Genomic DNA, 23,904 nt, shown 5'->3' with positions numbered 1-23,904 from the left:
AATCAGAAAGGGATTTCTGATTGGGGATTTCTCAATGAAGATATGCAAATTCTAATATCGCTTTTCTTAGTAGGGTTGTCAAGAGCGTTCCCCGTAACCCCCCCCCAGTAGAAGAGGCTATTAAGTCCTATCCGTTATAAAATGTTTTGAACCGGGCTGTTCCAAGCAGCTATGTCCAGTTTCCTGTCTGCTTCAGGAATGGAGCTCCACCGGACGTTAATCGACTTGCTTTCACCAGGGAGTAGGGAGAAGTCATTATCCGTATAATAAACATATCCTTCTGCAGTTACCGGACGAGTATCCTCTAGATGGACTAGAAAGGCTGCTTGTGTACCCACGTTCGTAAGTTGAAGCTGCCAGAATACCCCTTCCTCGGAAATCGTTTTCTCCACCTGTATGGTGGTTTGTGGCAGTTCTAACATCGGCACCAAATTAGCTGTGACGCTAAAAGGATAGCAATTACTGCTGATGACTTCCTTCGCGGCGTTTACAAGATTAATGCGGAAGAAGAACACATCCTCTTGCAGCTGCTCGAGGGACTGTTCAAACTCCCCAAGTCTTGTGGCAGCACTAGGCGCCACTTTTCCTTGCCACTGGAATTCTGAATATATGTGTCCGCTTGCTCCAACTAAACACCACTGCGAGGTTAACTCTCCAAGTTCTATCCTATCTGACTGTACAATCCATACATCCGCTTTAAAAGTTTCCTGACCTTCCCATGCAATCATCGCAAAGCTGGCTGAAACTTGTATAGTTTGATAGGCTCTAGCCATCGCATAGTAAACCGGCTTAGGGTTCGTAAAGTAATCAAGCGCGGAAGTGCAATAAGCATTCGGGAATGGCTCATTAAACTGCCATGGGAGTGTTCCGCTATTTTGCCACATCCGTCGAAGATTAGATTCTACCGCATACCTGAGTCCCTCTGCTTGCAGAAACTGACTTGTGCGTATGAGCTCCTCCGGATTACGAAGCTCATTTCCGAAGGATGACTGAACCATAGGTTCATTAATCCACCAGGAGCCTCGGTGAAAATAAATAGGATTATCCCGGGTTGCTGGCCACTGATTAGATTCAGAAATCGTATGGTTCAGCGTCTTTAAATGCGTCATTCCCTCTACGCCGAACTCACTATGGAGCAGTGAGGTTCCTTTATTATAGAGCTCATACTGTTGCGACAATCCCTGAAACTCCCAAGGGCCATGCACGTCATGCTGCCCAGTAGGATCCTGCTCGATGTTGTCCAGCGTATTCGAGAAGCATCGACCGGTAGGCGATGTCGGCAGCCAAAGTGCATCCGGATGTAGTGTTTCAACCACTTGTCTAAGGGCTCCCAATACGGGCTCCGTATCGTCAAGCGGCCGATCATCGCTATCCTGCAGTTCATTGCCTCCACACCACAGCACAAGAGAAGGATGATTTCTCTTTCTCGGAATGATTTGCTCGGCTTCCTGCACCATCATCGTGATAAAAGCCTCATCCTCACTCGGTTTGTTCGCAATCCCAGAGCTGGATTGGATGAATTCCTGCCAAACCATGATGCCGTAACGATTGCAAAGCTCATAGAAGGCATCCCTCTCAATCAGCCCTCCGCCCCATACTCGCAGCATATTAACTCCTGCCTGCTTGGCTAACGTTAACAGTCTTTCCAGCTTAGCCGGCTGCTCTCTACCATACATGACATCCATAGGTACCCAGTTCCAGCCTTTAATGTACGTTTTATGCCCATTCACCACTAGTACATAAGGCCTTGCCGTAGGATCAGGTGTTTCATTCCGATGCCATGCCACTGTTCGAATGCCGAACGTTATTTCTTTGACGGTACTAAGCAGACTGTCGGCACGTCCCTCAGTATCATTTTTCCTTTCAAACACGTTAATTCGGACTCGGTACAAATGGGCTTCACCCGAACCGTTCGGCTCCCATAGTCGAGGATGGTTAAGCTCAACAATAGAGCTAAGCTTATTTTCCCCCTCACTTACTAGGTGATCGGATATGACAGAATTTACTTGGTCATCACCTGAAAAAATGCAAGTCTCCAGACGTACTTCCGCTTGTTTCCCAGAGGAAAGCGTCGACTCTATCGTAAGATTAGCTAGCCCAAAATCATTGGAAAGCGTTGATCTCACATAAATATCCTCGATACGAATCGGACCCGTGACATCCAAATACACATCGTCCCATATCCCTTGATGAATCATTCTCGGGCAGAAATCCCACCAATACGTCATCCGGCTTTTATGTTCGCGAACATAGCTTGTTTTGCTAACCTGCGGTTGTTCGTCCGGTGCTTTTTCAATCACAACAGACAATAGATTCGACCCGCCATAATGAAGGGTGTCCGTGACATCAAATTCCGCTGCCGTAAACATGCCTTTGTGATGACCTATTTTAGCACCATTCAGGAAAAACTGCGCCTCAAAATCAACACCCTTAAAATGAAGCTGAACGCGCTGACCAAACATGGAAGCATCGATGTCGAACCATTTTTTATAAATCCACGTTCGTTCAGGCACCCATTCTGCCAGTAGACTATTACGCTCAAAATAGGGATCCGAAACCTCCCCATTTTGCCATAGATCATAGAGGACAGTTCCAGGAACTGTCCCTTTCCTCCACCAACGACTATCTTTGGAGTCGGGTTTTTCTGCATTTCGCCATATCCAGTCCTCACCTAAGAAGTCTTTGAAGAGCCAATCGCTTCCGTTCAAACTAATTTGAGTTATAGTCATATCAGACACCGCCCTACCACTCGATTAGATCCGTCTCTATAACTGAGAGGTTCGGATCGGCAGGAACACGGAAGGTTTTAATTTCACAAGGACCGAATTTGGCTGTTATCTCCCGATCCAAGTGAGGTAAACGAATGGTCGCTTCGGTCGTTTCTCGCGTTGTTTCATAAGCACGAATAATTAGATCGCTGCCTTCTTCGGCTTTTTTCACTACACTGACAATGATATTATCCTTATTTACGTTCAAATAGGAATCCTTTTGAGGAAGCTCTCCCTCATGATAGGTTTCGATGAGTGTGATCGGACGCTGATTTAGCTCCAGTGCATGCTTGACCGTTCCAGCCTGCTCCCAGCTGCCTTGATGCGGCAGCAGTCTGTAATTAAACGTCTGAATGCCTTGATCGATGAAGGAATAGTGTCCTTGAGGCTCGGGAACTACAGGATCATGATGGGCATAAATAGGACTGCGAATCACCGTCATCGCAAGCTCTTTATTCATAATGCTATAGCTGTATTTCGCATCGTTCATGAGAGAAACACCATAGGAAGTCCCTCCATGCTCTCCGATGTCACGTAAAATACCGCCGTAATCTACCCAGCTTTGGCCTGGCTCTTCTTCCCCATTATGCTCCCGTTCCTTGAAGCCGTATGGGATTTCATAGGTCTGTTTGGTAAATACCAAATTAATTGGGAATACCAATTTCAACATTTTAAACTGTTCACGCCAGTCCACTGTCACTTTGACATCGATAAAGCCCAATTGTTTATACAAGGTGAAATCCTGCACGATCTTGGAGCTGCCATATTCACTTGTGACTCGGATGACTGATTTAACCGGGCCATGCTCGACGCGCTGAACACTTGTCGCCGTGAATTCACCAATTTTATTGTTGAAATGAAATACATTATGACTCCAAGTATCTGACTTGTCTTCGATAACGACAGGTCTCGCCGCGGGCCCGCGGAATACTTCAGCATTTACTTTTTTATCAAATAAGCTGGAGATGAAGCCTGTCTTCGGATCAAATTCCAGGCGGAATCTATCATTTTCCAACGCATAGTCATTCGCTTTAATAGATTGTGTTGCCAATTTGGGTTCCTGCGAAGCTGTTAGCACCTTATACACCCGGTACCCCATGGACGGCAGCTCGGCAATAAAGCTAAGACGGTATCTCCCGCCAGCCGTTGCCTGAGATTGCACCAATTGGAAGTGAACCTGCTTGCCGTTCTCATCTACCAATATCGTCGTATCCTTGATGCCGCCAATTTCTAACTCGATATTAACGGTGCTTTCCCAAGAATGAGGATTAAATACAACGATTGGCTTCATCCCATCTTCCTGTTCAATGCCGATATGCCAGGAAATCGATTGTATCGCATAGTTCAAACCACGCTCGGCAATCGTCATCGCTTCTCCATGCATGTTGCGAGCATCTTCATAAGCCGATTCAAGACTAGTCCCGGCAAGGATATCATGGAATTGGTTAAACAACACATTTTTCCATGCTCGATGAAAATCCGTTGGATAAGCTTGCCCTGTTCTTAATTCAGCCCATGACGACCATTTTTCAGCCGCTAGAAGTTTATTCTCAGCTTGACGGTTCCAATGCTTGATGCCCGAATGAACGGCATAACAACCGCTGGCATGGTGCTGAAGATCATCGTGGACGACTGGAATCGGCAGCTGCATAGCTTCCATATCTGCGAAAAATTCATTCGGTGCAGCCATCTCCATCGTCGGAAATTCAGGCAGCCCATTCATCCGTTTGATGCTGTCGATGTTCTCTTTCGTAGGACCTCCCCCATGGTTGCCAACCCCGTAGAAGACCATCAAATTGCCAAAGGGATCCTTCAGCTCCTCCATACAACGGCGAACATGCTTCTCGAGGTCCTTGCCCCATGTGCAGTACTCAAATGGAATCCGGTAAGTCAGCACGCGGCTGCCATCATCCGATTCCCAGTGAAATAGACGTCCTGGCAAGCCTTTCTCATTCGGCATGGGACGCATAAAAATATAATAAGGCATACCGCTTTTGAGCAAAATTTGCGGCAGCATGCCGTGATGTCCAAAGCTGTCGACGTTATAACCCACCTTCGCGGTTACGCCTAATTTCTCCTTGAAATAACGCTGGCCATATAAGCCTTGACGAACAAACGATTCCCCTCCGGGAATGTTGCAATCTGGTTGCACCCACCATCCGCCAACGATTTGCCAGCGGCCTTCACGTACACGTTCCTTAATCTCTTCAAACATTTTTTTGTCGTTATTCTCAACCCATTCATAGTTTGCAGCGGAGCTCGAGGTGAAAATAAAATCATCATATTCCTTCATGCGATCGAGAGCTGACCGGAAGGTTGCCTTCGTTTCTTGAAAGCCTTCCTGCCACTGCCAAAGCCAAACTGGATCCAGATGCGCATTTCCGATCATGTAAAGTTTCTTCTGTTTCATAAATTCCCCTACCTTTTTTGGTTATTGGAGTGAAATCAATATTGGAAAGTCTCATACATGGGCTTGAACCATGGGTTAAAATAAACACCCAGCTGCTTCCGTGCCTCGGCTACTTTCGTTTTGGCGTCATAGACCAACGTCGGAGGCAAATGACCGAATGTCATCATGTCAAAATCATAAGTCAACAGCTTATCCAGCGAGCTGCCCCATGCTTCAATATCAGATCCTACTTTGGTATGGTAGCCTCCCCACAGGGTATCACCGGCAATGAGAATCTTGTGAATACCATCCGTAAGCAGTAGCGATACACTCCCAGGAGAATGACCTGGTGTATGTATAACTTCTACAGAGAACCTGCCTATTTGCAGCATCTCCCCGTCAATTAGCGTCCGATGAACCTGCAAAGCAGGAAAAGGCTTGCCATAGAGAAAAGCACTCGTTCGATCGTAATCGCCTTGCTCCACTTGCTCTCGATCAGCCTCGTGAATCCAAAGCTCAGTTCTGCTTTCCAGCGCCAACTGTGCAAAGCCGGATACATGATCCCAATGACCATGTGTCGCAATCACCTTCGTAATATCTTGCGGCTGCACGCCAAGCTCCCCTAAGTTACGCTTTAACGCCGGATAGCCATCTGCACCTCCACAGTCAATTAGCACAGGCTCTTTGCCTGTAATCAAATAAGCACTCGCATCCCACTGATGAGTCAGCTTGTCGCCAGATACAACGTAGAAATCTTCTGCGAGTTTAACAGCTTTAGACATTTGAGGATCCTCCTTTATTAAAAGATAACCGAGGCTAGGTCATAGGTATCTTGTTGTTCAACTTCTTTAGCGGTACATCCTCATGAAAGGGAACATAAGATGCAGAGCCCTCGGGAAATGGGACTTATCATCCAAAAACCTCATGAAAGGGAACATGCCACCCCAAAACCCTCGAGAAAAGGGATCATGCCACCCAAAAACCTCATGAAAGGGATCATGACACCCAAACCATCGTGAAAGGGAACGTCGATGCGCTATTTACCTAGAAAGTCGCTATTCGACTAGCGAAACGGAACGTAGATCACTTATTTCCGCTTTGAAAGCCGTTATTCAGCCCAAAATGGCGAAATAACGCATCCATGTTCCCTCAACGCTCGAAAAAACAGTTATTTTACAAAATAACGCATCGTCGTTCCCTTTGCTCTCGTCCGAGCCCTCCGTTGTTCCCTTTGCTCTTGTCCAAGCCCTTCGTCGTTCCTTTTGCTCATGTCCGAGCACGCCATCGTTTCATTTGTTTCGTCCGAGCCCACAGCCTTCCCCTAAAAGAGGCGCTCCCACCGTTCTAATTCGACAATCCCAATGGGGCTAAACTGTCACTTTAAACAGAACCCAAACCATTAAATCTGACAACGGAGGTGACTTAAATTGGAATCCTTCCTCAGATAGGCTCACTTGAGCATGCCTGAGGAAGGTATCCATCATCTTATTGACACTTGAGCTTCCCGGAGAAGGTATCCATCATCTTATAGGCACACTTGAGCTTCGCGGAGAAGGTATCCATCATCTTCTAAGCAAACTTGAGCTTCCCGGATGAATGAAACCACATTCTCGATCGAATGATGTTGTAGAAAGTGCAACAATTGCTGCCTAGGCCCCGCTTCTCACCCTTCATTGTTGCACTAAGTACAACAATTGGGCCCTATACAGGCCATTTCGCATGAAATGCGTTCAAATTGTTGTACAAAATGCAACATCTACATGCAAAATAGCCTTTTGGCGTGTGAATTGTTGTAGAAAATACAACACTGGTAATCACGATAGCCCAATCTACCCAAGCGAAGCTGCTGAACGACTCAAAACCGAATTTTGGAGTTAGGCAAATCACATTCCCCGAGTCCGACAGGTGGAAGCATTACACTATTTCAATCCGCACAGTAGCTAATCCCCATGGTTGAATGCTCCAAATCACCTTTTTTTCCATATAAGCTCCCATCCTCAGTCATTTATGCCTTTATCACTTTAAACAAAATGATCAGCCTGCGCTTTGCTTCCTAAGAAATGAATCATTTTATCGATGACCGTGTTTTCAACTGCAGCTCTCCCCTTTTCCAAAAGAGAGGGTTCCAATGCTTTGCATTCTTCATTCGTCAATCTCTCTTCCCGTCCCAATGCCCCCAAGAAAGATAGCTCCAAGTCCGTTGCGATATTCACTTTACTCACACCGCCGCTTGGAAGGCGTATGGCTCCTTCCATCATTTCGGCAGGCACACCGGAACCGCCATGCAGAACAAGATGTACGGGTGTTAGAGAACGGATTTCTTGCAATCGAGCGACGTCGATCTTAGGCTGTCTAACCATATACACGCCGTGGGCTGTCCCGCAGGAAACCGCCAATGCATCGATATTCGTTTCATTCACGAATCGTTTTGCTTCCTGAGGATCGGTATACAGCTCCTCATCTTTATCCGTTTCCACGAAATCCGTCGTACCGATCATGCCGAGCTCCGCTTCAACGGAAACACCCTTCGCATGGGCATAATCTGCGACCTCTTTGGAGGTGCTAATATTGTCCTCTAAATTTTTCTCAGAGGCGTCAATCATGACAGAGGTGAAGCCGGCGTCAATCGCAAGAGCGATGGTTTCCAATTCCTTAGTATGATCAAGATGCAGGACTAGGGGCACGGTTATCCCTTCCGTTACCACTTTTTCATAAAATTCATCGGCGAATTCCTTCGGTGTAATCCCATATCGGATTAGTTCTTTATGAGATATCTGAACAATGGCCGGAGATTTCATCTTCTCGGCAGCCCTCAAAACGGGCGTAATCATCGGTGTATATCGAGGGGAAAACGAGCCAATTGCGAACCCGTATTTTTCGGCTACCTCTAAGGCTTGTTTGAGTGTAATGACGTTTTTGGGTCTTAATTCAGTATTCATGGTGATCTCTCCTTTTTATCTATTTGATTTTTACAGATGGAAAGCTGATTTCGAGTGTAATGATTTCGGCACCTTTCGCATGAACCGTGAATGCTCCATCGCCATCCATAGTAAGGTCTTTCGTATCCATGGGCTGTTCATTCAATTTCACGTAGCGTACCTGATCAGGCTTTATCTTCATTCTTACTTTTGCTGAGGTAGCTTTTTTAGCTGTATTCCAGAATCGCAATATAAGGGCATCGGACTTCTCCGCTTTTTTGCAGGCGCTGAGCATAAGGGTATGATCTCCCACTATCTCCAGCCAACCATCTTTCTTTGCCAAAACACCGTCATGTTTCCCAGTTATCGATCCGTAGCTAGCCGTTAAATATTCATGTACCCTTGGAGATATATGGGATTCCAGCCAATCCCCTTTATGAACAAAGATTGCATACTCTGCTTCATTGAACCCAAGGCTCTGCGCATCAGGTACCGGTGTTTCGGGGCCTGCTCCGCCAATCCTAACTAGCGTATCCTCACGGGACAACCAGCCTACAGCCCTTAATAAAGTGATAGCCAGCGTTCCCTGCTCATCATCAAGCATGTCATACTCGGTCAGCCCTTTATTGGCTACAGTCATTCCTTTATCTCTGCTACTCACACTGACAAAGCCTTGCTGAGGCTTTTGCTGTACATAAGTTTCCGGCCAACCATTGCCGTGATCTTGGGCAGCAGCTTCTCTTGCCACAACATCGAAATGCCCTTCGGCATGTGCAACCTTGAGCTTCTCACCAAGCGGAAACAACACCCGTAGTCGATGGTCTTCTGCTTGATTGTTCCACGCCGTGCGCACATCTACTCTTGCGGATCCTGCGGCAAGCGTCACATAATTCGTAATCCGATATTCTGTGTAGGCAGCTTCTCTGCTTAATCGGTCTCCGCTAAGTTTCCTCGGCAAGGACCAATCGATGTCCACTTGAAGCGTTCCTCTCGCATAACCTACTTCAGCTGCGGAAACGTGTACTCTGACAGGAGTTTCTGTTGTGCGGAGCACTCGATCAACTAATGGGGCTGCATAATTATAGGTATCTCCAGCATCCCCTCCGCTTTCAAAGGCGCCTAAACCTTCATAAATAAGGCCGCTTTGTTTGTCGGTAATGCGCAGCGTGCCGTTTTGTTGATTCACTTCAACTCGCAGTAAAGCATTTTCCAAGATATGGAGTCCGATCTGCAAATCAGTTACAGCTTCGCTTCCTTTCAACTTGGCAGATGGCAGCAGGGCATTGAAAAACACCTGTTTGGGATCGCATGTTGCTTCCCTTTTACGCAATGAGTAGGTCTTATAGCCAAAACCAGGAAGATCTACAGCTGGAAAACGTATTTCCGTATAAAAATGTTTATCCGTCATAGGCTTCATACCGCTGACTTCCTTCACCTGAAAAGGAACCTCATTGCCATCCGAATCCTCCAGCCTATAGGTTCTTGGATGAACCATAAGCTTTCGATCCACCCATACGGTTGCCGTATCGTGACGCGTCCAGCTGAGTGAGTTATGGATAACAATCGCCAAACCACCATCTTCCAAATCGCTTGTATCAATTTGATTGTTGATGTGTTGGATGCTTTTCTCGGTCAAAATGTCAGCTATTTGCTTCGATTGCGCGAACCTTGGCAGCATCTCCCGATGTACTTCGTCAATGCTGCATCCACAAATACTGTCGTGCGGGTGATTCTGGACAAGAAGCTCCCATGCGGTCCACAGCAGGGTTGATTCGTACTTGCGGCCGCTTAGCCAGGCAAGTGCTGAGAAAGGCTCCGCGTAGCGCTCCAATGCCAGCTGTCCAATGAAATTATGTCGTTTCAAATATAGACGTGCTGACAATACACCGGGCAATACATGGGGTAAATCTACGCCAAAATGACGAAGCTCGCCATGTATAACTTCTAATGAAGGATTCTGACTGCGAACGGCTTCGATGAAATCTTTCGTTGTTCCCCAGTGCAGCTCCGCGATTTCTTGCAAATCTTCGCCCACCTGCTTCATTAATCGCGGCAATCGCGCATCAATAAGCCTGTGATCACCGCCATAGGGCATTAACAAGCAATCCGTCGTTGCCCGTGGAGCCCAGCGTTCCAAGGATTTACGGACTCTGCCGTAAGTTTCGTCATAAGTCTTGAGCGGATTGTCAAAGTGGAGAAAATCCACCATATAATAGCCATCCGGGAACCAGTACGTGAACACTTGCGTGCCATCTGGAGCTTCCCACAGGAACTCTTGTTTAAAGTCGGGTGAAGCTCCGCCGAGCCCTCGCCAGACCATCGCATTATCAATCCCGAAGCCTTGGAGAATCTGCGGCATCTGAGAGATATGACCAAATGTATCCGGGATATAACCGACATCCAAGTTCGTATAGCCAAGCTTCTCAGCCATGCGTGCACCTAGCATCAAATTACGCACATGCGCCTCACCGCTGACGAGAAACTCATCTGGCAAGATGTACCAAGGACCGCATTGAATCCGGTTTTCATGGATATAATGCAGAAGACGTTCTTGATTTTCCGGCCGAATCTCCAGATAATCCTTCAAGACAATCGTTTGACCATCGAGCAAAAAGCAGCGGAACTCCGGATCGTTATCCATCGTATCCAGCAGTTCATCGATAAGCTCTACCAGGCGGATGCGAAAATCCTGCATCGTCGCCCACCACTCCCGATCCCAATGGGTATGATGGTAAATAAACACACGATATTTGCGATCCAAGTTTTTATCCTCCTTACCCTTTCGTACCGGCGCTGATGTTCATTCCCTCGATAAAATATCTTTGGAAAATAAAGAATATTGCGATGACCGGAATCATTACCATCACCGAACCCGCCATCAGCAAGTGCCATTGGCTAACGCCCGAGCTGACCTTGAAAGCCTGTAAACCAAGCTGCAGCGTATACTTTGATTCATCATTTACATAAAGCAGCGGTCCAAGGAAATCATTCCAGGCTCCTGTAAAAGTACCGATTGCCACCGTAGCGAGTGCCGGCTTAGCCAACGGAAGCATAATCGAGCGCCAAATATACAAGTGGCTTGCACCGTCAATTTTCGCAGCTTCAACTAAATCATTGGGAATTCCCAAATAGAATTGACGTATAAGGAAGATATGAAAGGCACTTCCGAAAAAACCTGGTATGACGAGGGGCAAGTAAGTCCCAACCCAATGCAATTTTGAAAATAAAATGTACTGTGGAATGAGGGTCACGAATCCCGGAATAATCATCGTCCCAAGAATGATGGAGAACAGAAGCCCTTTCCCGGGAAAGCGAATTTTCGCAAATCCATAAGCGATGAATGAATTCGAGATTACATGCGCAATTACCGCGGTTGTAGCGATTAATAGCGAATTGGCCGAATATCTCGCAAAATTCCCTGCTTCCCACGCCGTTTTATAGTTGGACCATTCGAATTTCTTAGGAAACCAGGTCGGCGGATATGTGACGACTTCTGTCAACGATTTCAAGGATGTTTGAATCATCCACCAGAACGGCATGAGAAAAGACAAACTGCCGACAATGAGAATCAAGGTTACGACCCATTTGGAGATCCTTTGCTTGGTCTTGCGGCTTTGATAATATGATTTCTTATTTACAGCTGCAGCGACAGTCATCGCGAATCTCCTCCTTCGTAGTGAACCCAGTATTTCGACATCACCATATTAATGATGGTAACGATAATTGCGATGATGAAAAGGAACCAGGCCATGGCCATGGCATATCCCATATCGAATATTTTGAAAGCTTTCAGAAACATATGAAGATTGAAAAACAAGAGGGAGTTCGCAGGAGATCCCGGAGCACCAGGGTCATCGGCCATGACATAACCTTCCTGGAAAATTTGGAAGCCGCCAATTAAGCTTGTGACGACATCAAAGAAGATAACAGGCGTAATCATCGGCACCGTGATATGCCAAAGCTTGCGAATGCTGGATGCGCCATCAATTTCAGCTGCTTCATACAAATGATCGGATACTCCTTGCAACGCCGCTAGAAACAGCAGCATCCCTCCGCCGACTGCCCACATTTTCATCATGACAATCGCATTTTTCGTCCAAGCAGGATCCGTCAACCAAGCCGGTCCTTCAATTCCAATCCAGCCTAGCACCGTATTAATGAGACCTGATTCTGGGTTAAGAAGCATCATCCAAAGCATATAAACAGCTACACCGGACAAGACAGTTGGCAGGTAGTAAATCGTCCGAAACCATCGCATGCCGGGAATTTTCACATTCAGTAAAACGGCAAGAATCACAGAGCCCATAGTGGTTAACGGAACGGCAAGTGCAACATAGTAAAGGGTATTTCGGAGTGATTTCCAGAACAGTGGATCTTCCGTAAACATGCGTTTATAGTTGTCGAAACCAATAAAGTCCATACGTGAAGTGATGTCATAGTTCGTAAAGCTAGCGTATAAAGAGAACAACAGAGGACCTGCTGTAAAAATCAGAAAACCAATAAACCACGGGGCAACGAAACCATAGCCTTCTAGCGCTTCTTTCTTATCCAAAGACCACTTGCTTCTCTTTTTCGGATGGATAACCTTATTCACTTGGGGATTCACATGTGTCCCTCCTTAACATTTCTTTCTATATCTGACAATTCAAATCTTCTGCTTATGTGAAAAGGGTGGAGCAGTAATACACTACGACTCCACCCTTATGTTCTAAAGCTTACTTTGTATTTTGCTTAACTAAGTCTTCAACCGCTTTCTGTGCTTTATCCAAGGCTTCTTTCGGGCTTTGCTTCCCTAGAATCGCCTCATCAATTTGTGGATTCATCAAGTTAGCAAAATCAGGTGCTGTTACTGGTACTGGCGCAAGCACAGTATCTTTCAAGTTATCAACAGTAAACTTGTAAATTGGATCCTTGATCAAATCTGGATCATTGGATGCTTTAATATTGGATACGTTATCGAAGTTGAATTGCGCCCAATATTTCTGTGCATCGACATCCGTCATATATTTCAAGAACTCCCAGCTTTCATCTGGATGCTTAGCGCCAAACGGAATTTCAATGGTAAAGCCTCCACCGACGCTCCAGTTTCCGCTTCCTGCTTTGTATTCAGGTACTGCAGCAATACCAAAGTCTTCTTTCTTAGCGGCAAAGTCACGGATTTGAGTCCAGAATGTGCCCGCATCAATTTTCATAGCTAATTTCCCAGCAATTAACGGATCGTTCGTTTTACTGCCAAAACTAGCTTTGAAAGCGTCAACTTCCTTTTTGCCTAGACGAGCATCCCAGCTGTTATACCATTCGAGTGCAGCAATCCGGTTAGGTGAATTGATATAAATACCTTTGTCGTCCAGCCAAGGTCTTCCGCCATCCGCGTTGTTCAAGAACACATCTTGCCCTCCTGCTAAGCGAGGATGATAGCCTAAGCGCTCAATTTTACCGTTGTTGATTTTATCGATTTTCTTGGAATACTCTTCCAACTCAGCCCATGTTTTTGGCGGTTTCTCTGGATCGAGTCCTGCTTCTTTAAAAATAGCTTTGTTATAGAACAATACGCGAGTGTCTGTTACAAATGGTAAAGCATAAACTTCGTTTTTATATTGCATCGCGTTGTATAAGTGCGGGAAGAAACGATCTTTGATGTTGTCCTTCGCTAAGTAAGGCGTAAGATTCGTTACTTGCTTCTTGCTGGCACGTTGAGCAACCTGGCTAATATCGTGAATGATGACATCGGGCGGATTACCTGCAGCAATGGCTGCCAGTTCTTTCGTCCAACCATCTCCATAAGGTAAGAACGTATGTTTCACGGTAATGCGGTCCTGAGAAGCATTAAAATCACTAATAATTTTCTCAATAATAGGACGACGTGTTGTAGAACCCCAATGAGTCCAAAAATCCAGTGTAACTTTCCCCTTCGGCTTCTCTACTGCGGCACTTGCAGCTGGACTTGCACCAGTTCCAGCACTGGCACTTGGACTTGAACTAGCTGTTTTATCCGTGCTGCATGCAGTCAACACTAATCCAGTGCTGAGCGCTGTGCTAAGTAGAACCAACATGGATTTATTTGCTCTCTTCATACGGTTTCATTCCCCCTAATTAAATGGTTAGACAACCAATGCCACATTGTATATCGAAAATCCCACAAAATAAAGCGTTTGCAATGTGGCTTTTTGAAGCCTATACACTTATAATACCAACAAAAGCTGCATTGTCAACAAATTTTTAAACGCTTTCAAGTGAATTTTCGTGATATATTCACCCAATCCCACTAGAAGCCACATTTTATGCCCACTAACTCCTATGATTGCTATTTATTGGACTTTTGAACACTCAGCGCGAATATCAGGCCTTATCTCACCTGTAATAAAGGGTAACCTCTCAGTCACCCAAAACATATAAATTCTTAACTTACAAAAAAGGGATAAGCTTCGCTTCCCCCTAACTCTACAAATCAAAAAAATCTCCCACATCCATTAGATGGGGAGATTTCATGTTTCTGAATCACTAGCTCGTCTGTCTAAATACTAGAGTCTAGTTAAATATAAAAGAGAACAAAATTACGATGTCGAATGCGCACTAATGTCCTATCAAAATGCTGCGAAAAATCAAGGAAATGGTCGAAATAGGAAATATATGGGTCAAACTGCGCAGGACTAAAAGCACTTACTAGAATAGTCAAACTATTATTTAATTTTAATATACCAATGGTTAAATTAATAGGTTGGTTTCATAGGTTTCATACTCTATTGTAGGAGGTTTCATTTTGAAAAAAAGCACCTTGAAAATCACTAGACTATTACTAGCAACAAGTTTAACAGCAGGACTTTTCACAACATCTTCTGCATTCGCAGCAGAATCCGACTACTCAGAGGCACTTGAAGCACCGCCGGTAGATTTTAATATTTTAGACGATGAGCGTTTGGCAAAAGGGTTAATGGACAGAGGGCTGTTAAGCACAAGTGCCACTCCTGAACAAATAGCCAAAGCAGTCAAGTCTTACGTAGCAGCTAAAAACAATAAAAGTGTTAAATCAAAAGAAGACACAAATCATGATGAAATAGACAAAAAGTCAAAGGATTTCATAGCGAAGCAGAAAACCAAGCTTTTTTCCCAACTGAACAAAGGCCAAGAGAACTTGAAAAAAGGCAATCCAAATGGCTTACCCGTACCCTCGGCAAAACAAGATACATACAACGGTTCTGTTCGTGAAGACAAAGTACTCGTTCTTTTGACGGAATTTTCAGACTTTAAACATAACAACGTAAAGCAAGAGCCTGGTTACATGTACGCAAACGATTTCAATCGAGATCATTATCAGAAGCTGATGTTTGGAAATAATGATTTCACCTTATTCGATGGATCTAAGATCCAAACCTTCAAACAATATTATGAAGAGCAATCCGGTGGCAGTTATACCGTAAATGGATACGTATCCGATTGGTTAACCGTTCCTGGTCAAGCTGCCCAATACGGAGATGATAACCCGGCTGGCGGTCATGATAACTTAAGCCCTAAGGGGCCTCGCGATCTAGTGAAAGATGCTCTAAATGCGGCAGCAGCATCCGGCATTAATCTGGCTGATTATGACAAATTTGATCAATACGATATAGATGGGGATGGTAATCAAAACGAACCCGACGGGATAATTGACCACCTGATGATTATTCATGCAGGAACGGGCCAAGAAGCTGGTGGCGGACAATTAGGCGATAATGCCATTTGGTCTCACCGCTGGACTTTAAATGGTGTGTATCCTGTTGCTGGCACGACTGCGGGGGTCGACTATTGGGGTGGCCGTATGGCTGCTTATGACTATACCATTCAACCTGAAGATGGTGCAGTAGGAGTTTTTGCACACGAATTCGGTCATGACTTAGGTCTGCCAGATGAATACGATACCCAGTATACCGGACAAGGTGAGCCCGTTGCTTCTTGGTCCATTATGAGCGGCGGTAGTTGGAACGGTAAAATTGCCGGCACAACACCTAGCTCCTTTTCACCTCAAAATAAAGAGTTTTTCCAGAAAACTATGGGCGGAAACTGGGCAAATGTAAGTGAAATTGATGCCGCAGACATTTCGAAATTAGGTACAGGTGCCATCATCGATCAGAGTGTAACGAAGTCAAAAAACCCAGGTATTGTTAAAGTCAATTTACCGGATAAAGCAGTTCCAGGTATTCAACCAGCATTCGGTGCACGTTATTATTACAGTACAAAAGGCGATAACCTTCATACCACTCTCTCAACTCCTGAGTTTGATTTAACCCAAGCCCAAACGGCTGCATTTGATTTTAAAACCTTATATGATGTCGAGTTTGAGTATGACTACTTAACAGTTACAGCATCAACTTATAACGAACAAGTTACCCTCGATATCATTGGTGACAATGATACGAACGGAGACGCGCGCGCGGAAACTACAAACGGAGCCTGGGTAGACAAGTCCTACGATTTAAGCCATTTTGCTGGCAAAAAGGTTACCCTCCACTTTGACTACGTTACGGATGGTGGACTCGCATTAAATGGTTTTGCAATGGATAATGCGAAATTAACCGTAAATGGTCAAGTTGTATTCTCAGACGATGCCGAAGGCGCTTCTAAATTTAACCTGGACGGCTTTGTTGTATCGAACGGTTTGGAATATAAGAAGCACTATTACTATCTGGAATGGAGAAACTACGCTGGAGCCGATAAAGCTCTTGCCTACAGCCGTGGTGTCAAATATAATACCGGACTTGTCGTTTGGTATGCAGATGACAGTTATCTAGACAACTGGGTTGGTATCCATCCTGGACAAGGATTCCTTGGCGTAGTCGATTCTCATTCTGACGCTTTAATATTCAAGAAAGATGGACAGGATTCCGTCGCTCAGACGACTCGCTATCAAGTTGCAGATGCGGCCTTCTCCTTGGACAAAACGCCTTCGTGGTACATCAATAACCCAACTAGAGGCGAGTATAATTACAAATCCATGCATGGTGTAGAGGAGTTTTCAGACTCCAACAGCTATATGAATACAGTAATTCCAGACGCTGGCCGTATTGTGCCGAATTATGGATTGAAGTTCAAAGTTGTCGGTGAGGCAAAAGATAATTCTGCTGGATTAGTTTGGATTCATAAATAATCTCAATAATGTTACAGTAAGCAGAATTCAGAATTTGCTGAGGGGAGCGTCGTCGATCTGCTATTTGATCGAGCTCCCCTCCAATATCACGAGGATGAGGAACGACGATGCGTTATTTGGGCGAAAAACACCGAAATTAAGAGGATGTGGAACGTAGAGCCGTTATTTCGCGGTTTTTGCCTTTGGATCATGCATTTTTGGTCAAATAGCGTCCCCTCGTTCCTCTCATTCGATTTCAAGCGCAGATTTCCCAAAATAGCGAATCGACGTTCCGCCAAATAGAGATCGGGTGACTTACCCCTTGCAATATCGACATAAAACAAAAAATGAGAAGGCAATAACATTGCCGCCTCATTTTTTGTTTTTCTGTGCACTTTTACCTTTTGGAGAGCCCGCTTTATTTCGTATCGCCTACACTTTCCATCGACAATATGAACTTGGCTTGTTGGATTGTTTCAGCCACGATATGCCCTGCTTTTTGTCCGGATGTAAGCATTCTTGAACCTTGTCCTGCCCACAAGGACATATAGTCAGCATTGCTTTGATTAGCTGCAGCATTCCTAATATCGCGTGTAGCGGTATTTTGCGTTGGAAAAGGAAGTGGCTCTACACCTTTCGCATCCCATTTTCTAATGAATTGGTTGAGAACCCCTCTTGCTGGTCGACCTGAGAACACCTTGGTAATGACTGTACTCTCTTCGGTACTATTTAATAGTGCCTCCTGGTAGGAGACGTGAGCGCCGGATTCAATCGCAGTCAAAAAACGCGTTCCCATCTGTACACCTTGCGCTCCAAGAACGAGAGCAGCGACAAGCCCACGACCATCCATGATGCCTCCAGCAGCAACGACTGGAATCTGAACACAATCAACAATTTGCGGAACCAGCGCTAACGTGCCGATGTTTGCACCCATTGGATGATTCGATATGTCGAATGTTCCCCGATGACCGCCCGCTTCGCTTCCTTGTGCTACTATGGCATCGCAACCGGACTGCTCAGCCAAAATAGCCTCGTTAACCGTAGTCACCATCGTGACTATTCGCATGCCAGCTGATTTGGCTCGTCGCATCAGGGTTTCAGGAAGGACACCAAATGCTGTACTAATGACAGGTACTTTTTCTTCCAACACGACCGCAAACTGTTCCTCAAAATAGTCCGGAGTTACCACGAGCTCCTCAGCTGCTTGCGTTATTCCAAGATCGTTTCTTACCTGGTTAAGCTCTCGCTGAACTTCCTTCGTTCTTTCATTATTGTCCGTCATTTGAATGGAAAATAAATTCACCCCAAACGGCGCATCTGTTAGCTGACGAATCTCCTGAATTGCTTTACGGATTGCACTAGGCGTCATATAGGCAGCCCCCAGCGTCCCAAGTCCGCCTGCGTTAGAGACAGCTGCCACCAACTCAGCAGTTCCAGGCCCACCCGCCATTCCCGCGAGGAAGATCGGATAACGAATATCAAAAATTTTACAAAGGTCTGTTTCAAGTTGAATTCTCATCGTATCCCCCAGAGAGATCTGATTTAAATGCGCTGAAAGCGTTGCGGCCATTCCATCTTCGGATGGAAATTGTACAGCAGCCCCTCTGTATATATAATAGCATTTACCCATAGCGATTTGAAAATCAGAGGCTTTTGATCAAGAAATTGCAGCGGATCAACCGGAACCGAGAAGTTAGTAAAGGCTTCAAAGTCACCTTCGAAACCTTTCGGCCAATGCCTCTTCAAGGGATGATCGGGAACGCGCCCGCCAGCTTTCACCTGCTCAAAAGTCTCCTGCAGCCACTCCATGGCAGTGACTTCCTTCATCGGGATCACTAAGTTTTCCCAACCTTTGAGAAGGGAACCGTGTTTCCCCCACTCAATGCGCACGATTGGGCGCCCGTCATTTTCATGCGCCTCTTGTACGGCGGCCTGTGATTCGATGACACTACTATGAAAAAAGGTCAGCACGTTCGTAACGGCTTCCGTGTATGGATCGTACGCTACCCAAATCTCTTCATGATCGCATGGCTCATAATCGTCAGGGAAATCATAATCGTCTTCCCAAAACAAATGGTAACCAATAAGCGGAAGTGTTGGATGATGAACAGCCACCACATCCTTTAGAGGAAAACACTCGAGCGGCGTTGTAAGTAACATTGGGCAAAATTTGCGAATAAAACGAGTATCGCGCTCTTCCAGCGGCTGCGGCGGAGCCAACTCCAGCGTACGCTTATACTGCTCGCCCGCGCGCCGTAAATTTCCATCAAGATGGAAATATTCCGCCCGCCAGGCCGAATATTCGGATTGCTCAGGGCAAGCCTGCTGGAGCAACTCCAATAAAGGAAGCATGGCTTGATAATAAGCGCTTCCCGCTTTAACTTCACCGCTCAGCATTTTGGCCGCAAGTGTCTCACTAGCAAGTTTGAATTCATGGGCGTAGATTTCAATCATAAACGCTCACCACGCATCTTTTGCTTCAATTGCACCAGAGCTGCAACATTTCGTGTGGTTATAGATGCAACGCCCAAATCTGCATACTTCATCATTAAGTCTTCTTCATTCACAGTCCATACATAAACCGGAAGCCCTAGGGATGTTGCATAATCCATTAATTCTTGGCTCACGATGCTGTAATGGATGTTGATGCCAAAACAGGAGGCTGCAAGTGCATCCTCGCAGGTTTGTACCATAGCATCTCTATACGGAAGTGTTCTAAACAAGTCGTGGTCGGTATTGAGCAGTTTGCGTACTTCTGGGTTCAATCGCTCTGCTAGCATCGCACGATCCATCCCACAGCCGGATAAAAAAGCCTGCTCTGACATCCCATATTGCTTCACCAACGAAGCAACAGGTTCTATACTCTCATCCACTTTCAAATCCAAATTCACGACTTTACCCGAAGCTTGGATAAGCGGAAGCATATCTTCCAATCTGCAGATTTGAATCGTTTCACGTTGTTCCCCATGAGTGACCTCAAACTGAAGCTCTCTTAATTCATCAAAGAGCATTTGCGAAATGGACATTTTCAAGCCATCAACGGTAACCCATTCATCATCATGAGCCAAAACCGGGATGCCGTCCTTTGTCACTCTAACGTCTTCCTCAACCACGTCTGCACCGAGCCTAATCCCCGTTTGCACGGAATCGAGCGTATGATCAATCGTGTTCATGCTGCCGCAGTGAGCGGTTATGAGTGGAAATCGATAACCCATGCTACAAAACACTCCCTTTCATCGATCTACATATATAGCATTCGTAAAGGCGATCAATGTGCGAACTCCACGAACGTTACCTTTGAGCTCAGCCCGAATCCATAAAAGTTCATCGCCAGGAATTTCGATCTCGTAATTCGGCTGATCCATAGTAACGAATTGCTCGCTTAGAACACCGGTATTCCCAATCAAGTTTAGCGTATAATGGGGTTCCTGAAAATCCCATATCTCTTTCCGTACATGAAAATCTATGTTTACTTGGAGCTTATAACTTTCGAAGTGATCCTTCGAAGAAACGACGGCGCCGACACCGTAGCACGCAGTATCTGTCCGAATTTCTAGCGTTACCAAAGGTCCCATGGTTACCGATACTTTACCAGCCGCGAGTGCACGCACCGCTCGGTTCGTCACAGTCCCTTCCCCGTCATCGATGTCGAGATACGTCACCGATACCGGTTCATCCGTTTGCTCTTGGGCGTGCCAATCACGCCCTGACGTGGCCGCGATCCGGTAGCCTTCATTCAGCTTGTCGGTCCATAATCGGTAAGCGCGGTCGTTGTCTGTTTTAATCGAAGGGAACGTGCCAGACCAAACCTCGATATAATCAATATCGTTCCAATCCTCGATGTTGAATTCCCAGAAACAGCCCGTACAAATTGGACTTCCTATGCGATAAGGATGTGCCATACCGACAATTCCCCCGCTCCTATGAACATCGGCAATCCCTTTATGGATATCGTCTGGGCCTGCCGGACGCCAGTCAACAAAATTGGTCAGCCCGATTGTCACCATATGCCCGTAAAAGGTCGTCCATTCCATCCCGGAAATGATCGAAATTCCGGTTTCTTGCTCCACGGCAGCTTTATCATGCAAACCCGTCATGGTATTGTGGTCGGTCAACGCAATACACTCGAAACCAAGCGCCTTTGCACCATTAGCAAGCTCCATGAGCGTTTGTCTTCCGTCGCTGTGGAAAGTATGACTGTGTAATTCACAAGCAATCCAGGGCATGCCGATTATTCCTCCTCATGATGAATTTGTAAGGTGTAACGGCAGCTTTCTGTAACTATCGCATGCAAACTTAACGTAACGTGCCACATGCCTGCAAGCATTTTACCACTGATAAAGCCTGGCGAAGCTTCCAGCTCACTAATAACCAACAGCTGCTCAGGATCATGCCGATGCCCCGCACCGCGGTGCCGTTCAGGGTCGTCTACGGACACCGTAATTAAGTTTTTCAGCGGGAGGAAGGATTCCCATTTCGCCTGAACCCGCTCACGCTGATTGGGTTCCGTGTACTTGTGTATACTCTCGAAAATCATCGTTTTTGATTGTTCCCAATCATCCAAGTTTTTAGGTTCATAAGCAAAATGGATCCTTAGCTTGCCACCTTGAGTTCCTAAGTGAAACCGATACGAAATATGTGTTTTGGAGGAATTGGGATGTACAATTCCTTGTACATCCAGAATAAGTTGATTCATCGTGACCTCGCGCTCTCTTCCGTGATCATACTGCGGATATAAAAGTATCCCATTACTGAACATAGCAGGAACGTAAAGAAAGCGATAGCCGCAGCTAGTTGTTTTTCTTGGAAAACACCGAAAACTTGTTCCATGGATACCCCTAGCATTTGTGGAGCATTGGGTCCAATCAGAAATGGAGCCGTAAACGAACCGATCACGCCCATGAATACAAAAGTAATCGCAACGAGCAAAGTCTTATACGTAAGCGGCAAAATGAAACGGACGAAGATTTGCAATCTCCGTGCCCCTACATCCTTCGCACTTTCAATGACAGAATTGGGGACAGCGGATAAGGCTGATCCAAGCAGCATCGTTGTGAACGGAATGTTAAACCACAAATTGGCGATAATAATCCCCTTCATGTCGAAAATAATACGCGGCATTTCCCCACCGTTAACCAGAAGTAACATGCGGGACACCCAACCGTGGTTGCCAAGCAATTGAATTAAACCGTACGTAGCGATAACGGATGGGATAAAGATTGGAATCATATACATATTGCGAATCCATTTCACCATCGTACCGTTATTAAACCTCATATAAGCTGCAAGCGCGTAGCTGATAATTAGCACGAGAATGACCGAAATAATCGTCACTTCCAGTGTAAAAATAATGTTGGAGCGCATCAGCTTATCCGTAAATAAATACGTATAATTGGAAAAATCGTAACCGCCAGACTTATTGGTAAAGCTTTCTTTAAAGGAAATGACGATCGGAATGACGACAGTGACGAAGAGCAATAAAAAAGAGGGGATGACCAGAAGCAATCCCAGTATCCCCATTTTCATTTGTTTACTCATTGTGCAGCAACTTCACTTTGCCAGCGTTTGGTCATATCTTTGTCCAATTCGCCGATATTGAAAGAGCGGAATCCTTCGGATGCACCTTTGAATGAGTCTTGAATTTCTTTCGACATATTGGAAAGCTTGATCCCTGGGAAACCGTGCATTTTGTCTACAACCACAGCTTGTGCCTCAGAAGAAAGAACGAAGTTCAGGAATTTGTAGACAGCATCCTTCTTTTCCGAAAGCTTAGGAACCATTAAGTAGGTTGGTCCGCCGTTAAATCCTGGCTTGATTTGCGCCATTTTTGTTGTTTTTGGAAGCTGACCTTTCGCCAATTGCTCAAGAACCATATCCGACCATGCCGGTATCATATCAACTTCACCGCTCGTCAGTAAATCTAAAGTTCCTTGGTTTTTCTTTGGATAAATACCTTTGCCGTATACGGATTTCCCTAGATCCTTGAGCAGCGCAAAGCCTTGATCCCACCCTTTTTCAACACTTGGATCTGAATTATGGATGGCCTCTTCTGGCAGGAATTTATATAGAGTTGTCGCTACAAAAGAATTACCGGAACCCCCTGTGGATGGATCATTGTAAGCGAATTTGGCCGGATTTTTCTTGATCCAATCATATAATTCATCCAAATTCGTTGGAGGCGTCTTTACTTTATCACTGTTATAAGCCAAAACGACCGCAGATGAACGATAAGGAATAGCGAGATTAGAGATATCTTTTAACGTTTTTTCATCAACATTTGCCAAGTTTTTAATTTTGTCGCCTGGTAACGTGTCCCATAGACCATCTTTTTGCCCCCGAGTTACATAAGACAAGCCATCTTCATATAAATCGATATCGCCTGAGCCTTTGTTCGCTTGCTTGGCAGCCGTAATGCGGTCATAGGTTGGTTGTGCGCCTGTTCCTGAAGGAATGTAGACCGGTTTCACTTTTACATCCGCATTTTGCTTCTCAAACATAGGAATCAACGTATCCCACAGATCTTTGACATTTTGCGAGCCGGTAAAATAGAAGTTAAACTCGACAGGCTGTTGTTTAGTACCAGCTGCTTCTTTGGCCGGACTGGAGCTTTGAGCTGCAGAACCTGCATTCGTTGAAGAGCTGCCACAGCCAGATACAAAAGCGGCAGTAGCGGTCATTAATGTCACTAACATAACAGCGGATTTCTTGCGAAACATAGATAATTCCTCC

16 protein-coding genes are annotated in these 23,904 nt (G+C 45.5%); 1 reads left to right on the top strand and 15 read right to left on the bottom strand.

What is annotated here, in order from left to right; translation table 11 throughout:
- Positions 1-134 precede the first annotated feature (134 nt).
- The 8 genes from AC58U0_RS16430 to AC58U0_RS16395 all read right to left on the bottom strand — a co-directional run bounded on the left by AC58U0_RS16430 (position 135) and on the right by AC58U0_RS16395 (position 14,149).
- Complete coding sequence (locus AC58U0_RS16430) at positions 135-2,729, bottom strand: glycoside hydrolase family 2 protein (protein ID WP_497380056.1); 2,595 nt, start codon at positions 2,727-2,729, stop codon at positions 135-137.
- Between the two features lie 13 nt (positions 2,730-2,742).
- Positions 2,743-5,178, bottom strand: coding sequence for an alpha-mannosidase (locus AC58U0_RS16425; RefSeq protein ID WP_497380055.1), 2,436 nt, complete (start codon positions 5,176-5,178; stop codon positions 2,743-2,745).
- A 35-nt stretch (positions 5,179-5,213) separates the two neighbouring features.
- Entirely contained in the window at positions 5,214-5,939 is a 726-nt protein-coding gene (locus tag AC58U0_RS16420; protein ID WP_497380054.1) for an MBL fold metallo-hydrolase, read from the bottom strand.
- 1,239 nt (positions 5,940-7,178) lie between these two features.
- Positions 7,179-8,096 carry a class II fructose-bisphosphate aldolase gene (locus AC58U0_RS16415; protein ID WP_497380053.1) on the bottom strand — a complete coding sequence of 306 codons (918 nt, stop codon included), beginning with the start codon at positions 8,094-8,096 and terminating at the stop codon, positions 7,179-7,181.
- 19 nt (positions 8,097-8,115) lie between these two features.
- Positions 8,116-10,836: an alpha-mannosidase gene (locus AC58U0_RS16410; RefSeq protein ID WP_497380052.1), complete on the bottom strand. Its 2,721-nt coding sequence runs from the start codon at positions 10,834-10,836 to the stop codon at positions 8,116-8,118.
- A 13-nt stretch (positions 10,837-10,849) separates the two neighbouring features.
- A complete protein-coding gene (locus tag AC58U0_RS16405) occupies positions 10,850-11,731 on the bottom strand; it encodes a carbohydrate ABC transporter permease (protein ID WP_497380050.1) in 882 nt (293 codons plus the stop codon).
- Entirely contained in the window at positions 11,728-12,681 is a 954-nt protein-coding gene (locus AC58U0_RS16400; protein ID WP_497380048.1) for a carbohydrate ABC transporter permease, read from the bottom strand. Before AC58U0_RS16400 ends, AC58U0_RS16405 begins: the two co-directional genes overlap by 4 nt.
- Positions 12,682-12,790: 109 nt before the next feature.
- Positions 12,791-14,149, bottom strand: a complete 1,359-nt coding sequence (locus AC58U0_RS16395; protein WP_497380047.1) for an ABC transporter substrate-binding protein — start codon at positions 14,147-14,149, stop codon at positions 12,791-12,793.
- Between the two features lie 686 nt (positions 14,150-14,835).
- On the opposite strand from AC58U0_RS16395, the gene AC58U0_RS16390 reads away from it, so the two are divergent.
- Entirely contained in the window at positions 14,836-17,196 is a 2,361-nt protein-coding gene (locus AC58U0_RS16390) for an immune inhibitor A domain-containing protein (protein ID WP_497380046.1), read from the top strand.
- A 397-nt stretch (positions 17,197-17,593) separates the two neighbouring features.
- Here AC58U0_RS16390 and AC58U0_RS16385 read toward each other — a convergent pair whose 3' ends face one another.
- Genes AC58U0_RS16385 through AC58U0_RS16355 form a run of 7 tightly spaced genes read right to left on the bottom strand, consistent with a single transcriptional unit; the run spans position 17,594 to position 23,891 of the window.
- A complete protein-coding gene (locus AC58U0_RS16385; RefSeq protein WP_497380044.1) occupies positions 17,594-18,694 on the bottom strand; it encodes an NAD(P)H-dependent flavin oxidoreductase in 1,101 nt (366 codons plus the stop codon).
- 23 nt (positions 18,695-18,717) lie between these two features.
- On the bottom strand, positions 18,718-19,629 hold the full coding sequence (locus tag AC58U0_RS16380; RefSeq protein ID WP_497380043.1) for a hypothetical protein: 912 nt from the start codon (positions 19,627-19,629) through the stop codon (positions 18,718-18,720).
- Positions 19,626-20,390 carry a glycerophosphodiester phosphodiesterase gene (locus AC58U0_RS16375; protein ID WP_497380041.1) on the bottom strand — a complete coding sequence of 255 codons (765 nt, stop codon included), beginning with the start codon at positions 20,388-20,390 and terminating at the stop codon, positions 19,626-19,628. Before AC58U0_RS16375 ends, AC58U0_RS16380 begins: the two co-directional genes overlap by 4 nt.
- Positions 20,391-20,408: 18 nt before the next feature.
- Positions 20,409-21,401 carry a CehA/McbA family metallohydrolase gene (locus tag AC58U0_RS16370; protein ID WP_497380040.1) on the bottom strand — a complete coding sequence of 331 codons (993 nt, stop codon included), beginning with the start codon at positions 21,399-21,401 and terminating at the stop codon, positions 20,409-20,411.
- Between the two features lie 5 nt (positions 21,402-21,406).
- On the bottom strand, positions 21,407-21,871 hold the full coding sequence (locus AC58U0_RS16365) for a hypothetical protein (protein ID WP_497380039.1): 465 nt from the start codon (positions 21,869-21,871) through the stop codon (positions 21,407-21,409).
- Positions 21,868-22,713 carry an ABC transporter permease gene (locus AC58U0_RS16360; RefSeq protein ID WP_497380038.1) on the bottom strand — a complete coding sequence of 282 codons (846 nt, stop codon included), beginning with the start codon at positions 22,711-22,713 and terminating at the stop codon, positions 21,868-21,870. The genes AC58U0_RS16365 and AC58U0_RS16360 overlap by 4 nt, the downstream gene beginning before the upstream one ends.
- Positions 22,710-23,891 carry an extracellular solute-binding protein gene (locus AC58U0_RS16355; protein WP_497380037.1) on the bottom strand — a complete coding sequence of 394 codons (1,182 nt, stop codon included), beginning with the start codon at positions 23,889-23,891 and terminating at the stop codon, positions 22,710-22,712. Before AC58U0_RS16355 ends, AC58U0_RS16360 begins: the two co-directional genes overlap by 4 nt.
- Positions 23,892-23,904: the final 13 nt, after the last annotated feature.

This window comes from Paenibacillus sp. J31P190 (assembly GCF_059692075.1).
Note: the sequence above shows the minus strand (reverse complement) of the source record. Positions and strands in the feature narration are given on the sequence as shown.

Excerpts from the sequence above, each read along its gene's own strand:
- AC58U0_RS16430 (WP_497380056.1), bottom strand. The coding sequence starts at position 2,729 with ATGACTATAACTCAAATTAGTTTGAACGGAAGCGATTGGCTCTTCAAA.
- AC58U0_RS16425 (WP_497380055.1), bottom strand. The coding sequence starts at position 5,178 with ATGAAACAGAAGAAACTTTACATGATCGGAAATGCGCATCTGGATCCA.
- AC58U0_RS16420 (WP_497380054.1), bottom strand. The coding sequence starts at position 5,939 with ATGTCTAAAGCTGTTAAACTCGCAGAAGATTTCTACGTTGTATCTGGC.
- AC58U0_RS16415 (WP_497380053.1), bottom strand. The coding sequence starts at position 8,096 with ATGAATACTGAATTAAGACCCAAAAACGTCATTACACTCAAACAAGCC.
- AC58U0_RS16405 (WP_497380050.1), bottom strand. The coding sequence starts at position 11,731 with ATGACTGTCGCTGCAGCTGTAAATAAGAAATCATATTATCAAAGCCGC.
- AC58U0_RS16395 (WP_497380047.1), bottom strand. The coding sequence starts at position 14,149 with ATGAAGAGAGCAAATAAATCCATGTTGGTTCTACTTAGCACAGCGCTC.
- AC58U0_RS16385 (WP_497380044.1), bottom strand. The coding sequence starts at position 18,694 with ATGAGAATTCAACTTGAAACAGACCTTTGTAAAATTTTTGATATTCGT.
- AC58U0_RS16380 (WP_497380043.1), bottom strand. The coding sequence starts at position 19,629 with ATGATTGAAATCTACGCCCATGAATTCAAACTTGCTAGTGAGACACTT.
- AC58U0_RS16375 (WP_497380041.1), bottom strand. The coding sequence starts at position 20,390 with ATGGGTTATCGATTTCCACTCATAACCGCTCACTGCGGCAGCATGAAC.
- AC58U0_RS16370 (WP_497380040.1), bottom strand. The coding sequence starts at position 21,401 with ATGCCCTGGATTGCTTGTGAATTACACAGTCATACTTTCCACAGCGAC.
- AC58U0_RS16365 (WP_497380039.1), bottom strand. The coding sequence starts at position 21,871 with ATGAATCAACTTATTCTGGATGTACAAGGAATTGTACATCCCAATTCC.
- AC58U0_RS16360 (WP_497380038.1), bottom strand. The coding sequence starts at position 22,713 with ATGAGTAAACAAATGAAAATGGGGATACTGGGATTGCTTCTGGTCATC.
- AC58U0_RS16355 (WP_497380037.1), bottom strand. The coding sequence starts at position 23,891 with ATGTTTCGCAAGAAATCCGCTGTTATGTTAGTGACATTAATGACCGCT.